The following is a 16,343-nucleotide window of genomic DNA, read 5'->3' on the forward strand; positions in this document are numbered from 1 at the left end:
GGCAACTGCCAAATTGCCGCAAAATAAGGTTCAAGGCCCGGCAGAGGCCCAGCGGCAGGACATTGAGCAGTTTTCCGCGACCAAACGAGTGACTAAAAGTTTTCGCATCCCCTCAAGGCGGGTGGGGTCTTTCCGTGTGTAGTGGCGCATGAGCCTTTCGCCGCAACATGTCGCGGTAACAGCGAAATGCCGCTGTTTGCCGCCTTATTTCCTCCATATTTTGTGGATTCGTGCGATTTTTCTGGTGACGTTTCCGAAATGACACAGTAAAATCGACTGTGGATAGGTCAGAAAAACCGCATTTTGCGGCAACATAAAAAACAGGCGGACAGAGCATGACATTAAATCTTTCGATGCCCGGGCACGACGAACTCAAGCCTCGGATTACCGTATTTGGCGTTGGCGGCGCTGGGGGCAATGCTGTCGACAACATGATTGAAAAACAGTTGGACGGCGTAGAATTTGTCGTCGCCAACACAGACGCACAGGCGCTGCAGCAAAGCCGTTCGTCGGCGCGGGTGCAGCTGGGCGTCAAAGTCACCGAAGGGTTAGGTGCAGGTGCGCGTCCGACCGTGGGTGCTGCAGCAGCTGAAGAAAGCATCGAACAGATCGTCGATCACCTAGCGGGCGCACATATGTGCTTTATTACCGCCGGCATGGGTGGCGGCACAGGCACCGGCGCGGCCCCGATCATCGCGCAGGCAGCGCGGGAGCTGGGTGTCCTGACCGTTGGGGTTGTCACCAAACCCTTCCAGTTCGAAGGCGCCAAGCGTATGCGTCAGGCCGAAGACGGCGTTGATGCGCTGCAGAAAGTCGTTGACACGCTGATCATCATTCCGAACCAGAACCTGTTCCGTCTGGCCAACGAAAAGACCACGTTTACCGAGGCGTTTTCGATGGCCGACGATGTCCTGTATCAGGGCGTCAAAGGCGTAACCGACCTGATGGTGCGTCCGGGTCTGATCAACCTCGACTTCGCCGACGTTCGAGCCGTGATGGACGAGATGGGCAAGGCGATGATGGGCACAGGCGAAGCGACCGGTGAAGATCGCGCCATTCAGGCAGCCGAGAAGGCCATTGCCAACCCGCTGTTGGACGAAATCAGCCTCAAGGGTGCCAAGGGTGTGCTAATCAACATCACCGGTGCGCACGACCTGACCCTGTTCGAACTGGACGAGGCTGCCAACCGCATCCGCGAGGAAGTGGACCCGGAGGCCAATATCATTGTCGGTTCGACCCTCGACACCGAGATGGAAGGCGGAATGCGCGTTTCAGTCGTTGCCACCGGTATCGATGCCAGCGAGAAAAGCGAAGATGTACCGGTCGCCCGCCGTTCGATGTCGGCTCCGCTGACACGCACGGTTTCGGCAGAAGACTCCACGCCTGAACAAATCGCTGCAGATGAGGCCCCGGCTGAGGACAACATTGCGCCCACGCTCTTCGAGTCCATCGAAGATGTCGAGTTCAATGAAGGCTGGCAAGACGAAAAACCCGCTGCCGAGCAGGACGATGACGGGCTGCCTCCGCCCGCCTATCAGCCTCAGGTTGCGCAGTTCGAACCGCAACCCGAAGTCGAAGAGACAGTCGACTCCTACGACGCACCGCGTGCCCAGACCCCCGGCACACCGTCTCCGGAAGCGATGCAGCGGTTGCAGGCCGCAGTTCAGAAAGTACCTTCGAACCGGCTGCGTCCGACGCCTGAGGCGCCTCGCGAACCGGCCCCTCAGCCGCAGCAAGCGACCGAGGATCGCCCGCGTTTTGGCTTCAACCGATTGATTGACCGGATGACCGGCCATGCGGCCGATACGCCCGCTCAACCGGTACGCCAACAGCCTGCGATGCGGTCGGTTGACGCAACGGCACCTGTTCAGGATGAAGCCGATCCTGATCAGGAGCGCATCGAAATTCCCGCCTTCCTACGGCGTCAGGCCAACTGATCGCGGTAACAAAATCATCCCGAAGGGCCGCCATCGCGCGGCCCTTTTTTGTGGAAACACAAAGTGTTGAGCTGGTGTAAGCAGGGATTTGCCGATGTGTCACATTCATGTTTCATTCGGTTGCAAAAGGTGAGTTGAGCCTTAACGCCCCCTTCCTTAGTTGAGGGTGCAACACAGCCCCTGATAGGCTGGACACAACTCACCGAGGCTCACATTGCAACATACGCTCAAATCTTCAGTCACGTTTGTGGGCACTGGGCTGCATAGCGGCAAGCCTGCGACGATGGTTCTGAAGCCTGCAGCGGCAGGTCATGGAATCTGGTTCAAGCGGACTGATATCGAGCTGGGCAATGCGTTGATCCCCGCTATCTATGATGTTGTTGAGCGGACGCCTCTTTGCACACGATTGGTTAACGATGCGAATGTGTCGGTATCGACTGTGGAACACATCATGGCGGCACTTGCCGGATGTGGTGTGCATAATGCACTGATTGAAATCGACGGTCCCGAAGTCCCGATCATGGATGGCTCGTCCGTGGCCTTTGTTCAGGGCATCATGGCCAAAGGCGTTCGTCGTCAGGCCAGTCCGGTACTGGCTTATGAGGTGCTTAAACCCATCTCAGTTGAACGCGAAGGTGCAAAGGCATCGATCGCGCCTGCGGAAGGTCTGGAGATCGAGTTCCACATTGATTTCGAAGATGACGCCATTGGCAGCCAGACAAAGGTTTTGGACATGCGCAATGGTTCGTTTGCGCGTGAACTCTGCGACAGTCGCACGTTTTGCCGCCGCACAGATGTCGAAGCGATGCGCGAAAACGGATTGGCCTTGGGCGGCACATTGGACAATGCCGTAGTCGTACAGGGCGACGAAGTCCTGACCCCGGGTGGCTTCCGTCACACGGATGAAGCGGTGCGCCACAAAATGCTGGACGCTCTGGGTGATCTCTATCTTGCAGGCGGTCCGATTCTGGGGCGCTTTGTCGGCGAGAAGTCGGGGCATTCGATGACCAACACATTGCTGCGCAAACTGTTCGAAACACCGGGCGCTGTGCGTCCGATCCTTTGTACCCCTGAACAAGCCGCGCGTCTGCCCGGCCAGGGCCTTGTGCGAAGCGAAATCCCGCAGGTTGCGTGATCTGATCAACTCTGACGACATTTGCGCCATGAGGGTGGATAAGGCGTTTTGCACTGGAATTTTATGTGCTAGACCGAGGCCCGATCAGGGGTAATTCCCGCTAAGTAGACGACAAGGATGGGCGGAATGGTTGGCAGCAAAGCGGCAGTCAGAATCGCAGGTGCGCTTCTTCTGGCAGCAACTTTGACGGCATGTGGCAATGCCGGAGGTCTGTTTGGTAACCGTGGGGCAGACCGCAGCCAAAACCTCGAAGGTTTCACGCCTGAACAGATTTACACCCGCGGTGAATACGAGCTGTCGCAGAATCGCTCGGACGACGCGGCTTGGTATTTCTCTGAAGTAGAGCGGCTTTATCCTTATTCCGATTGGGCGAAACGTGCGCTGATCATGCAGGCGTTCTCATTCCATTCGGACCAGAACTATGAAGAAAGCCGCGCCGCCGCGCAGCGATATATCGATTTCTATCCCACTGACGAAGACGCCGCCTATGCCCAGTATCTTCTGGCGCTCAGCTACTATGATCAGATCGACGAAGTGGGTCGTGATCAGGGGCTGACCTTTCAGGCACTGCAGGCGCTGCGCACGGTGATCGAAGTCTACCCAGACAGTGAGTATGCCACATCTGCCGTACTGAAATTCGACCTTGCCTTTGACCATCTGGCTGGCAAAGAGATGGAGATCGGGCGCTATTATCTGCGTCAGGATCACTTCACTGCGGCGATCAACCGATTCCGCGTGGTGGTCGAAGATTTTCAGACCACATCTCATACCGCCGAGGCGCTCTATCGCCTGATCGAGGCGTATCTGGCGCTGGGACTGGTGGACGAGGCGCAGACCGCGGGTGCGATTCTGGGTTACAACTATCAGTCCTCGGAATGGTACGACGCGGGGTACACGTTGCTGACGTCGCGTGGTCTCGATCTAAAGAGCCGAGGTAACAATTGGCTCAGCACGATCTATCGCCAGACCGTCAAGGGTGAGTGGTTGTAACGGCCATGGCTAAAGGCTTGGGACGCTAAAGACCCGATGCTGCGCGCCCTTGATATCCGCGACATGCTGATCATCGACCGGCTGGAGCTGACGTTTCAGCCGGGCTTGAATGCTTTGACCGGTGAAACCGGCGCGGGCAAGTCGATCTTGCTGGATTCGCTGGGCTTTGTGCTGGGCTGGCGCGGGCGCGCCGAGCTGGTTCGTCAGGGGGCCGCACAGGGCGAAGTTGTGGCCGAGTTTGAACTGCCTGACGATCACCCTGCCCATTCGATTCTGGCCGAGGCGGGTCTGCCCGGTGGCGAGGAGCTGATCCTGCGCCGCGTCAACACGGCCGAGGGACGTAAGACTGCATGGGTCAATGACCGCCGTTGTTCGGGCGAAGTGTTACGGGCGCTGTCGGAAACTCTGATCGAACTGCACGGCCAACATGATGACCGAGGCCTGCTGAACCCGCGCGGGCATCGCGCAATGCTGGATGCCTATGCCGGGGCAGGGGATCAGTTGGCCGCCGTGCGTGCCGCGTGGGGCCAGATGTCCATCGCCCGCAAAGCTCTGGCGCAGACTGAGGCAGCGCTGGAGGCTATGCGTGCCGAAGAAGATTTCCTGCGTCATTCCGTTGCCGAGTTGGATCAGCTTGACCCGCAGCCGGGCGAGGATGCAGATCTCGACGCCCGCCGCCGCATGATGCAAGGGGCCGAACGGATTCGCGACGACGTGGCCCGTGCCTTTGCCTTGCTGGGCGGCGACGGGGCCGAGGGCGCGATGGCCGATGCCGTGCGCTGGCTGGAAGGCGTGTCGGACAATGCGGGTGGCCAGTTGGAAGGCCCCATTGCAGCGCTGGGTCGCGCCCTGATCGAACTGGGCGAGGCGCAGGATGGGGTCAACGCCTGTCTGCAAGCGCTCGATTTTAACCCAGCGGAACTGGAACAGGCCGAGGAACGCCTCTTTGCCATTCGCGCGCTGGCACGGAAACACGATGTGGCCCCCGATGATCTGGGCACCTTCGCCGATACCTTGCGCGACCGCCTGAACCGGCTGGATGCAGGTGACGCCGACCTCAGCAACAAACGCGCTGCTGTGGACGCGGCACAAGCTGCGTATGACAACGCGGCCACCGCACTCGGCGAAACGCGCCGTAAGGCCGCCAGTGCGTTGGACACCGCAGTAATGGCTGAACTCGCGCCCCTGAAAATGGAACGCGCCGTGTTCCGGACCGAGGTCACCGCGACCGACGCAGGCCCCGAAGGCATCGACGCGGTGGCCTTCACCGTCGCCACCAACCCGGGGGCGCCGTCAGGGCCGCTCAACAAAATCGCCTCGGGCGGCGAGCTCAGCCGCTTTCTGCTGGCGCTTAAGGTCTGCCTAACGGGCGAAGACAGTGCCCGCACGATGATCTTTGACGAGATTGACCGCGGTGTCGGCGGTGCCACGGCGGACGCGGTGGGCCGCCGTCTGGCCGCACTCGCGCAGGGCGGGCAGGTGCTGGTCGTCACCCACTCGCCGCAAGTGGCCGCACGGGCGGCGCATCACTGGCGGGTGCAGAAACAGGTCACCGGCGATCAGACCCTGTCCACCGTGATCCCGCTGGCCGACCCCGACCGCGTCGACGAAATCGCCCGGATGGTCGCAGGCGACACCATTACGGATGAGGCACGCGCCGCTGCCCGTGCCCTGTTGGATGCATGACGCGCATTCTGTGAGCATCTTGTCGTGAACCGACTTTTCTAAGGCGCGCGCGTGGCTTACTAAGGGTCAGGCGACCACCCCAACGAGGGCCAATGACCCAATCGACCCGCACCGTGCTGCGCAATCAGCTCAATCAAGCCCTCGCGGCGCTGCGGGATGCATGGCGGGTAATGCTTCATCGTGGCCCCAGCCAGATTCAGTTCTGGTTTATCGCCCTGGTCATCGGGATCGCTGCAGGCTTCATGGCGCTGGGATTCCGGATGGCGATCTCGTCGTTGCAGGCTTATCTCTACAACACCGAAGATATCCTATTCCTGCACAGCCATGCTGAGAAGCTGCATTGGCTCTGGATTTTCCTTACACCTGTGGTCGGCGGGTTGGTCGTCGGGATCATCCTGAACAGGTACACCGATGATGGCCGTGTGCGTTCGGTAGCTGATGTGATCGAGGGTGCGGCCATCACTGATGGACGGGTCGAAAAGAAGGCCGGTATCGCATCTTTTTTCGCTTCGCTGATCACGCTCAGCTCAGGCGGATCCACGGGGCGGGAAGGACCTGTTGTGCATATGGCCGGGGTCATCTCGACTTGGGTCAGCGACCGTATCCACGCCGACGGCATCACCGGGCGCGACCTATTGGGTTGTGCTGTGGCCGCTGCTGTTTCGGCCAGTTTCAACGCCCCTATCGCCGGGGCCTTGTTTGCGCTTGAGGTTGTGTTGCGCCACTTCGCCGTTCATGCCTTTGCGCCCATTGTCATCGCCTCGGTCGCGGGGACCGTGATCAACCGGCTGGCTTATGGTGACGTGACCGAATTCACGCTGGATACGCCCGGGTCGTTGCAATTCTATGTCGAGCTGCCCGCCTTCCTGATCCTAGGCCTGATTTGCGGGCTGGTCTCGCTGCTGCTGATGCGATCGATCTTCTTCGCCGAGGATATCGGCACGCATATTCAAAACCGTTTGTCTCTGCCGCGCTGGCTGCGCCCCGGTGTTTCGGGCGCGATGCTCGGCCTGTTGGCGGTCTGGTTTCCGCACATCATCGGCGTGGGATACGAAACCACGATCCGTGCCTTGACCGGGGACCTCGTGCTGACGACCGCAATCCTGTTCGCGGTCATCAAGACCGTCGCAGTGGCGATTACCATGGGCGGTCGCATGGGTGGTGGTGTGTTTTCCCCTTCATTGATGATCGGAGCGCTGACCGGGTTGGCCTTCGGCCTGATCGCCACCGGATTGCTGCCAGATGTGTCAGGCACCCATACGCTCTATGCCTTTGCCGGGATGGGCGCGGTGGCTGCCGCGGTGCTGGGCGCACCAATCTCGACCACGCTCATCGTGTTTGAATTGACCGGAGACTGGCAGATCGGCCTCGCCGTGATGGTTTCGGTCTCGATGTCCACTGCGCTGGCCTCGCGCCTTGTGGACCGGTCCTTCTTCCTGACCCAGCTGGAACGACGCAATGTGCACCTTGCCGCCGGGCCGCAGGCCTACTTGCTGGCAATGCTGCGCGCAGGCGCAGTAATGCGCCCGCTGGGGGACGCGCGTTCGATCTCCAAGGAAGACGCGCAGGCATTGATCGAACAAGGCCTATGCGTCAAGGCCAGCGCCACGCTTGAGGCCGCGATGCCTTATTTCGACCGCAATGACATCCCTTGCATCCCGGTGGTGATCATCGACAAGGACGGCTGTGAAAACCCCGTTGGCGCGCTCTATCACATCGACGCGCTGAAAGCTTACAACCGCGCGCTGGCCGCCACAGCGGCCGAGGAACATTCTTGATCAGCGTCCGTAAACGCTGGCTGCGTCGCCCAGATAATTGTCCCAGGCAAACCAATACGAGATATGTCCCGCGACGCGCGGCAACTCTGCGCCATCCGGGCCAATCAGTGCCTCTTCGGTGACGCGCCACTTGTTGCCCGTTTCGTCCAGCAGCCCGCCATCGGTGGTCGCGCGGAACTGGCGCGATCCACGCTCGTAGGCGCGCACGCCGCGCTTGTCCGGGTCGCCCATCAGCATCAGTGCCCGCCCGCCAATCGCATCGTTGATCACCGGCTTGCCCTTGAACGCGTCCAACGGCCACGCCCGCGCCGCGCCGAACTGGCGCACGGCGAACACGTAGTCCTTCTGGCGATGCCGACTTTGATCGACCAAGGCCGGGAACATCAGATCGGGTGAGGCAAAGTAATCGCGATACACAACGCCCGAGCCATAGTTGCGCCGATGACCGGTGCTGAGCGACAGCACCTGCGTATCCGGATGCGACGCCTTCCAGCTGTCCCAGCGGGTGATCACCACAGGACGCTGCTTCAGCTCGATCCCACTGTTGACCAGCGGTCCGACCACGGGCTTACCTGTGTACTGGTTCCATAACGAATGCGTCTCACGGTCGAACATCAATTTGTTCGACCGATACAGGAACCCGGACGAGCCAAATACAAACGGCTTCCGCCGCCCCTCGACCTGCGTTTCAAACAAAATCCCCGATCCGCACAGCGTACAATAGGCCAGTGCTACCGGAACGCCTCCGATCACCTCGTTGAACATCTCGTGCCAGCCCATGATGCGCAGCGGATAAGCGCGTACATCGCCGTTGATCGAGACGCCAAAGACCAAATCGTCGTCTTTCATGTAGTCCGCCCGCGCCGCAGGGATCAGCTTGGGATTGTCCAGCGAAGGGATACCGTCCTTGAGCACACCACCCCAACTGATCTCTTCCAGCCGAATCTTCATGTTGTCGCGTTGCAAATATTCGGGTTTCAGGAACACATCGAAGTTCTGATCGATGCCCAAAAGAACTTCGCGTTTGAACGGTATCAAAGATGGATGAGGTACAATCTGAGCGTTCCGTTCTTGCCATAGCATCCATTCGAACCAGTCTGTGCCGTGGCGCGCGCCGCTCAACGCTTCCATGACTTTGGCAATGTCTCGCTCTCGCCTTCTGCCATAGCGCATCGCCGTCAAAAGCGCGGGCACAACGTCCGGGTTGCCGCGCTCGGTCAGGAACGCCATCCCGGCTTCGAAATCGGTCCGACTACCATACAAAGTTGAACGTACGGCATCGTAGACAGGGTCATCCTGCGCCCAAAGAGCGCGAGGTGCTACAGCGCTTGCCCCCAACAGGCCGACAAAGCTGCGACGTGGAATCGACATGGCATCCTCCGATCGGGTTCATATTCGATCTTGCCCGCAAAGCAGATCACATACACGCAACACTCGCGTGAGTGGCTCGAATTTCTGAAGCTGCACGCCGGGCATCTCGACATTGGTCCATCCTGAGCACAAGATGCTGCTGCGATTGATGTCATCGAACGTGACAGTGGCAATGAAAAAGGAAATACCCATGCAAGACCATGGTTATAAGGCGGGGCGACTAAACCTGCCTTTTGTCGGCATCTCAACCTTCGCCAAATCTCCATATGTTGAGAATTGGGATGAGATAGAGGCGGATATCGCCGTTCTCGGCGCGCCCTTCGATTTCGGGACCCAATGGCGACCGGGGGCGCGGTTTGGACCTCGGGCCGTGCGCGAAGCCTCGACCCTGTTCAGTTTCGGCCACGCCGGGGCTTATGATCACGAAGATGACGCAACCTATCTGGATGGCTCGGTGCGGATCGTTGATCTGGGGGATGCAGATATCATCCACACCAAGACCGACGAGAGTCATGCGAATATCGCCTTGGGGGTGGGCAAGATCCTGAAAGCAGGGGCCTTGCCGGTGACAATTGGCGGGGACCATTCGATCAACATCCCCTGTATCAATGCCTTCGCCGAGGATTGCGCGCAGAACGGCCCGATCCATGTGGTGCAGATCGACGCACATCTGGATTTCGTCGATGAACGCCACGGGGTGACCGCCGGGCACGGAAACCCGATGCGGCGGGCGATTGAGAAAGACTATGTCTCAGGCATGACGCAGTTGGGCATCCGCAATGTCTCATCCACTGCGAAAGAGGGCTACGAGGACGCCCGCGCGCGGGGCTCGGATATCCTGTCGGTGCGGCAGGTGCGCAAACTGGGGGCCGAGGCAGTGCTGGCGCGTATCCCGCAGGGGGCACGGTATTACGTAACGATAGATATCGACGCTTTTTGCCCTTCAATCGCAGCGGGCACAGGTACGCCCAGCCATGGCGGGTTTCTCTACTACGATGTACTGGAAATTCTACAGGGTCTGGCCAAACGCGGGGATGTTGTGGGCATCGATCTGGTCGAAGTCGCGCCTGCTTACGACCCGACGGAAAGTACCCAAATTCTGGCGGCGCAGCTATTGCTGAACTTTCTGGGCTTCATCTTTCACGAACGCGCCCAGCGGTAGAAGGTGGGGCATGTCGCCCCACCCGTTTTTTCATGCATCGATGATGTTGTGGCCGGGACCATAGGGGAAGCCGGTGATGTTCTCGGCCCCGTCTTCACCAACCACAAGGATGTCGTGTTCACGATAGCCGCCCGCGCCGGGCTGGCCTTCGGGGATCCACAGCATCGGCTCGATGGAAACGACCATGCCGGGTTCCAGCACCGTATCGATATCCTCGCGCAGCTCCAGACCCGCCTCGCGCCCGTAGTAATGGCTGAGGATGCCGAAGGAATGGCCGTAGCCGAACGAGCGGTATTGCAGCAGGCCCTCATCCTCGAAGAAGCGGTTGATCTCAGCCGTGATGCCCGAACAGGTCGCGCCGGGTTTGATCAGGCTCAGGCCCAGCTCATGCGCGGCAACGTTGGCCTTCCACAGGCGCAGGCTGTCTGCGTCGGGCTCGCCCAGGAACAGGGTGCGTTCCAGCGCGGTGTAATAGCCCGAGATCATTGGGAAGGTGTTCAGCGACAGGATATCGCCCTTTTGCAGCGCGCGTTTGGTCACCGGGTTGTGCGCACCATCGGTGTTGAGCGCCGACTGGAACCAGACCCAGGTGTCGCGGTATTCGGCATCCGGGTAGGCGCGGGCGATTTCCTCTTCCATCGCGTCGCGGCCGGCCATGGCGATCTCGATCTCGGTTGCGCCTTCGCGGATGGCGGCGTGGATGGCGGCCCCACCCACGTCAGCGGTGCGCGCGCCGCCTTTGATCAGCTCGATCTCTTCTGCGGATTTCACCATGCGGGCAAACATCGTGTCAGGTGCGATATCGATCAGTTCCGGTCCGCCCAGCATGTCCAGCGCCGTGTTGCGCGCCGCCAATGTCATGTGGTCGCCTTCGATCCCGATCCGTTTGGCCCCGCCGATCAGGCTGGCCACTGCGCGCCAGTAATTGTCGCGCTTCCAGTCGGTGTAGATGACGTTGTCCTCAACCGAGCGCCGCCACGGTTGGCCCGCGTCGATGTTTGCCGAGACAGTGGTGCAAGCGTCCTGTGTCACAACGCAGCCGTAGGGGCGGCCGAAAGAGCAGTACAGAAAGCCGGAATAGTAGGCGATGTTCTGCATCGAGGTCAGCAGGACGGCGGGGACGTCATGCTTGGCCATGATTGCGCGCAGGGCGCCAAGGCGGCGGTCGTATTCGCCCTTGCTGAACGGCAGGGGCGCTTTGTCGCCATTGTGGCAGGTGAAGAATTCGGGGCGTTTTGTTGTGTCTGTCATGACTTGGTCTCTCATCATTGCCGGGCGGCAAACCCGGCCACTTGTCCCGGCGTTCAGGACAGGCGGTCTCGGGGTCCGAGAGCCGATCATCCCAGTGCGTCCGCGACGCCATCGCGGCTGGGATGAACAGGTGAATCGTTAGATCAGACCTAGGCCTGCGTCAAGCGGGGGAAAGGCCTCGCAGGCGCTCGGACCGACGGCGCAGCAGCTCGACCGTGGTCAGCAGCGCAATCGAGATCACCACGAGGATCGTGGCCACCGCCAGAATGGTCGGGCTGATCTGTTCGCGCAGGCCGGTGAACATCTGCCATGGCAGCGTTTTTTGGCTAGCCGAGCCGACAAACAGTACCACGACCACCTCGTCGAATGAGGTGATGAAGGCAAACAAGCCGCCTGAGATCACACCCGGCAGGATCAAGGGCATCTGAATCTTGAAGAATGTCCGCACCGGACCCGCGCCCATATTCGCAGCCGCCCGCGTCAGCGAGCGGTCAAAGCCCACTAGCGTTGCGGTCACGGTGATGATGACGAATGGAATACCCAGAACGGCGTGAGCGAGGATCACTTTCACATAGCCCACAAAGTTCTTGTTCATGCCCAGTGTTCCCTCCATGAAGCGGCCGATATCGCTGTAGAAGAAGAACATGCCTGTGGCTGAAATGATCAGCGGCACGATCATTGGCGAGATTAGGATGCCCATGATGGCGCGGCGGCCTGGAACGTGGCTCTGGCTGAGGCCAATGGCCGCCAGCGTGCCCAGCGAGACCGAGATGATCGTCGCAATCGGCGCAATGATGAGCGAGTTCTTGAAGCTGCGCTGCCATTCATTGTTGGTGAAGAAATCGCGGTAGTGCTTGAGCGAGTACCCTTCCGGGTCCAGACGCAGCATTTCTGGCGTGAAGGTAAAGAAGTCCTGCGCGTTGAACGAGAGCGGCAAAACCACGAGGATCGGGGTGATCAGGAACACGAAGATCGCGCCGCAGATCACCCGGAACAAGTAGTGATAGAACACTTGTTTCGCGGTCAGATAGGGCAACAGTTTTTGGCGATATCGACCTTCGTACAGCCAAAAGATAAACCAGACGAAGAACCATCCACCCAACAGGCCCAGAACGCCGCCCATTGGGCCAGAGAACAGAAAACCGACGATGCCAAAGCCAAGGATATTGATCCATCGGGCCAGTTTTTCGTTCTTGAGTATCGTGATGTAAACCCAGGCCACAGCGGCGATCAAGGCTGCCCCGCCCATGATGCCGAGGAAGACCGAGCCATTGCCCGCGCCGACAAAGATACCGGCGAAGGCGCCTGCCAGCGCAACGCTTGGCAAAACCATGGACAAAGGTTTGCGGGATATCGGAGTAAGTGCGGCCATGTCGATTATCCCAGCTTCACGTTATCAATGCCGACAATCTTGTCGTAGCACCAGTAGAGCAGCAGTACGACGCCCAGAAGGATCGTTCCCAATGCCGCGGCCAGCCCCCAGTTCAGCGAGGACGAGATGTGATAGGCAATCCGGTTCGAAATAAAGACACCCTTGGTGCCGCCAACGATTTCAGGCGTGATGTAGTAGCCGATCGCCAGAATGAACACGAGGATTGAGCCCGCGCCAATGCCAGGAATGGATTGCGGGAAGTAGATGCGCCAGAATGTCGTCCAGTTGGTCGCGCCCATGGATTTTGCGGCGCGGGTATACGAGGGCGGTATGGTCTGCATCACCGAATACATGGGCAGGATCATGAACGGCAGCAGGATATGCGTCATAGCTATGATCGTGCCGATCTGGTTGTTGATGATCACCAGCCTGGCGTCGTCGGCGACCAGTCCCAGCCAGACCAATGTTTCATTGATCACGCCCTGTTGCTGCAACATCACCTTCCACGCCGAGGTTCGCACCAACAATGACGTCCAGAAGGGCAACAACACGAGGATCATCAGCAGGTTCGACACCCGCATCGGAAGTGTCGCCAGCAAATAACTGACCGGATAGGCCAGCAGGATACAGGACGCGGTGATCACCAGCGACATGAACAAAGTGCGCCCGAACAGCTTGATCAGGATCTGCTTGTCCTCGGGCTGCGCCTGCGCGCCCTCGGGCGTGCGGCGCATGTCCACAGCGTTCAGAAAATAGCCATTGGTGACAGCGGGCGAATGCGTCTTGATAACCGCCCAAGTCTGCGGTTCACCCCAGCCGTCGTGAATCTCGATGACCTGGTCTTTGAACGGCCCATCGGTTTCGGGGTCCAGCTTACCCATTTTCCGACCCGAGCGGCGGAACATCGAAGACATGCCTGTCTCTTCGTAGTTCAGACGCGAACCCAGTCGGGTGTGTGTCTTGTTATCGACGGCCACGACCATATCGCGGACAAAGGCGTCATAAACGGCCTCGTCGGGCAACTCGCCGCTGGTTTCATCCCAGCTTTGCAGGGCTTCAACCGTCAGGGGCAGTGTCTCTTGTACGATGCTGTTTTCCACAGATCGGAACAGCATCGCCGCAATAGGCACGATGAAAGAGAACATAACGAACAGCAGCAGTGGGGCGACCAGCATCAGGGCCCGCAGCTTTTGCCGTCGCAGAGACCGGGCCAGCGATTGCTTGAGTGGCGTGCCGTCCGCGGCCAGCATGGGACCAGTATTTTGGGTGGCGTCAGTCATCGGTACCCCTTGGGTATTTTTGGGGTCGGGGGCGATAGCCGCCCCCGACAATCTCAGGAAATCAGACGCTTATTGCGCCAGCCAAGCCTGGAATTTGGCGTCGATATCGTCGCGGTAATCCGCCCAGAACTCGTAGTTGTACAGGAACGTGTTCTTGGCGTTTTCCGGATCGGTCGGCATGTGTGGTGCCATGTCGATGCCCAGATCGGCGTGCTGACCCACCAGCGGTGCAGAGGAGGCACGAGCCGGGCCGTACGAGATGTACTTGGCCTGATCTGCCAGACGCTGCGTGTCAGTTGCGAACATGATGTAGTCCAGTGCGCGCTGTTGACGCTCCTCGCTCAGGCCAGCCGGAATGATCCAGCCATCAAGATCGAATACCTGAGCATCCCACAGCATCGCAACCGGCTGCTTTTGCTCTTCGATCACGCTGAACAGACGGCCGTTATAGGTCGAACCCATGACAACTTCTCCATCAGCCAGCAATTGTGGCGTGTCGGCACCGGCAGACCACCAGACGACACTGTCCTTGATGGTGTCCAGTTTGGCCAGGGCCTGGTCCTGACCTTCAGCAGTGGCCAGAACGTCGTAGACGTCTTCTTTTGCAACGCCGTCACACAGCAACGCCCATTCCATGTTGTTGATCGGGCGCTTTTCCAGCGAGCGCTTGCCGGGATAGGCTTCAAGATCGAATACTGCGCAGATGTCGGTTGGCGGAGTATCACCGACCAGATCTGTGCGATAACCGAAAGTGGTTGAATAGACGATCTGCGGGATAAAGCAGTCGCTGACCAGAAGGTCACCGAAATCTTCGGAGGCAGGCGTGCCATCGGGGGCAGGGGCCAGTTGAGTGTCGAAATCGATCTCAAGTGCCAGACCTTCGTCGCAGAGGCGGATCGCGTCCGCCGCAACCACATCAACCACGTCCCATGTGATGTTGCCCGCTTCGTTCATCGCGCGCAGTTTGGCGACGGCCTCGTTCGAGCTGTCATCATTCAGGATGGTGACGCCGGTCTTCTCCGAATAGGGCTCGTGATAAGCCTTGAGCTGCGATTTGGAATAGGCGCCGCCCCACGAGACGATGGTCATCTCTTCGGCGGAAACGCCGCCAGCCGCTGTCGCAATAGCAGCTGCTGTCAGCAGTGTTTTGGTAGTTTTCATGTGTTACTCCCAGTACTTCCCGTTTGTTGTTTGGTCAGCTGACGCACGGGTTTTCGCCAGCTGGTCCCTCGGTAAGCCACGTTTGTACCGCGCGGCTTGGTCTATGCGTCGAGCGCACGACAATCCTTTGCAAGCCAGCCGATCTCGATTTCCTGTCCGGGATTCAGACGGATGGCGTCGGGGGCATTCCGTGTTTTGACGATGAACTCGTCATTGCCCGCCACCGACATGCGGAAGCGGAACACGTCGCCCATATAGATGAATTCCTTGACCGTTGCTTTCAGCGTATGTGCATCGGCATGCAGTCGGTCTTTATTGAATTCTACGCGCTCGGGCCGGATCGAGACCTTGGTACGTTCGCCCGGATTGTGCACGTTGATCGGCACCGCATCGATTTCCGAGCCGTCATCCAATTGCACAAGGCAGGTATCTCCATCGATGGATTTAACAACACCTTCCAGGGTATTGTTTTCACCGATGAATTGCGCCACGAAACTGTTGTCGGGTTCTTCATACAGCTGATCCGGCGGGGCCAGTTGCTGAATGCGGCCATCGTCAAACACCGCAACACGGTCGGACATGGTCAATGCCTCGGTCTGGTCGTGGGTCACGTAGACGGTGGTAATGCCCAGTTCATGCGCCAGACGGGTGATTTCGAACTGCATATGCTCGCGTAGTTGTTTGTCCAACGCACCCAGCGGTTCGTCCATCAAAACCAGTTCGGGCTCGAACACCAGCGCACGTGCCAGTGCGATCCGTTGCTGCTGACCACCCGACAACTGCGCGGGGCGACGATTGCCGAAGGCACCCATCTGCACCATGTCCAGCGCGCGTTTGACTTTCTCCTCGCGCTCGGACTTACCCAGCTTGCGGACTTCCAGCGGGAATGAAAGATTCTCGGCCACAGTCATATGCGGGAACAGAGCATAATTCTGGAACACCATCCCGATGCCACGTTTGTGCGGAGGGATATTATTGATGGGTTTTCCATCCAGAAGTATCTCGCCATGTGTGGCGGTTTCGAATCCGGCAAGCATCATCAGGCAGGTCGTCTTACCTGATCCGGACGGCCCGAGCATGGTCAGGAATTCGCCCTTTGGCATTGCCAGGTTGAGATCTTTGACGACGAGGTTCTCGCCATCATAAGACTTTTGAACGCGTTGAAATTCAACAAACGCGGCGTCGCTATTTGTGTCGGTCACAAGACCCCCTGTTGCGTC

Annotated in this window: 12 protein-coding genes; 6 read left to right on the plus strand and 6 right to left on the minus strand. The window is 59.2% G+C overall.

Annotation, left to right across the window (positions count from 1 at the left end; all coding sequences use genetic code 11):
- The first annotated feature begins 335 nt into the window (after positions 1 to 335).
- The 5 genes from ftsZ to AC1DFB_RS03295 all read left to right on the plus strand — a co-directional run bounded on the left by ftsZ (position 336) and on the right by AC1DFB_RS03295 (position 7,526).
- On the plus strand, positions 336 to 1,937 hold the full coding sequence (ftsZ, locus tag AC1DFB_RS03275) for a cell division protein FtsZ (RefSeq protein WP_480761142.1): 1,602 nt from the start codon (positions 336 to 338) through the stop codon (positions 1,935 to 1,937).
- A gap of 214 nt (positions 1,938 to 2,151) precedes the next feature.
- Positions 2,152 to 3,072: a UDP-3-O-acyl-N-acetylglucosamine deacetylase gene (gene lpxC / locus AC1DFB_RS03280; protein WP_170392017.1), complete on the plus strand. Its 921-nt coding sequence runs from the start codon at positions 2,152 to 2,154 to the stop codon at positions 3,070 to 3,072.
- 126 nt (positions 3,073 to 3,198) lie between these two features.
- The gene (locus AC1DFB_RS03285; RefSeq protein ID WP_170392015.1) at positions 3,199 to 4,062 is read left to right on the plus strand and encodes an outer membrane protein assembly factor BamD; all 864 of its coding nucleotides are present in this window, start codon (positions 3,199 to 3,201) and stop codon (positions 4,060 to 4,062) included.
- A 36-nt stretch (positions 4,063 to 4,098) separates the two neighbouring features.
- Entirely contained in the window at positions 4,099 to 5,748 is a 1,650-nt protein-coding gene (gene recN / locus AC1DFB_RS03290; RefSeq protein ID WP_170401355.1) for a DNA repair protein RecN, read from the plus strand.
- Between the two features lie 92 nt (positions 5,749 to 5,840).
- Positions 5,841 to 7,526: a chloride channel protein gene (locus AC1DFB_RS03295; RefSeq protein WP_480922114.1), complete on the plus strand. Its 1,686-nt coding sequence runs from the start codon at positions 5,841 to 5,843 to the stop codon at positions 7,524 to 7,526.
- Here AC1DFB_RS03295 and AC1DFB_RS03300 read toward each other — a convergent pair whose 3' ends face one another.
- Entirely contained in the window at positions 7,527 to 8,897 is a 1,371-nt protein-coding gene (locus AC1DFB_RS03300; RefSeq protein ID WP_480922115.1) for a DUF3179 domain-containing protein, read from the minus strand. It abuts the gene before it with no gap.
- Between the two features lie 190 nt (positions 8,898 to 9,087).
- Between AC1DFB_RS03300 and speB the strand changes: the two genes are divergently transcribed.
- Positions 9,088 to 10,059 (plus strand): agmatinase, encoded by a 972-nt coding sequence (speB, locus tag AC1DFB_RS03305; RefSeq protein WP_170401351.1) that lies wholly within the window; start codon positions 9,088 to 9,090, stop codon positions 10,057 to 10,059.
- Positions 10,060 to 10,089: 30 nt separating this feature from the next.
- Here speB and AC1DFB_RS03310 read toward each other — a convergent pair whose 3' ends face one another.
- The 5 genes from AC1DFB_RS03310 to AC1DFB_RS03330 all read right to left on the minus strand — a co-directional run bounded on the left by AC1DFB_RS03310 (position 10,090) and on the right by AC1DFB_RS03330 (position 16,325).
- Positions 10,090 to 11,310, minus strand: coding sequence for an aminopeptidase P family protein (locus tag AC1DFB_RS03310; RefSeq protein ID WP_480922116.1), 1,221 nt, complete (start codon positions 11,308 to 11,310; stop codon positions 10,090 to 10,092).
- Positions 11,311 to 11,470: 160 nt separating this feature from the next.
- A complete protein-coding gene (locus AC1DFB_RS03315) occupies positions 11,471 to 12,682 on the minus strand; it encodes an ABC transporter permease (protein ID WP_480922117.1) in 1,212 nt (403 codons plus the stop codon).
- 5 nt (positions 12,683 to 12,687) lie between these two features.
- Positions 12,688 to 13,962 (minus strand): ABC transporter permease, encoded by a 1,275-nt coding sequence (locus AC1DFB_RS03320; protein WP_170392001.1) that lies wholly within the window; start codon positions 13,960 to 13,962, stop codon positions 12,688 to 12,690.
- A 69-nt stretch (positions 13,963 to 14,031) separates the two neighbouring features.
- Positions 14,032 to 15,123, minus strand: coding sequence for an extracellular solute-binding protein (locus AC1DFB_RS03325; RefSeq protein WP_170594780.1), 1,092 nt, complete (start codon positions 15,121 to 15,123; stop codon positions 14,032 to 14,034).
- A gap of 101 nt (positions 15,124 to 15,224) precedes the next feature.
- The gene (locus AC1DFB_RS03330; RefSeq protein WP_170401347.1) at positions 15,225 to 16,325 is read right to left on the minus strand and encodes an ABC transporter ATP-binding protein; all 1,101 of its coding nucleotides are present in this window, start codon (positions 16,323 to 16,325) and stop codon (positions 15,225 to 15,227) included.
- Positions 16,326 to 16,343: the final 18 nt, after the last annotated feature.

This window comes from Ruegeria sp. S84, from assembly GCF_056583445.1.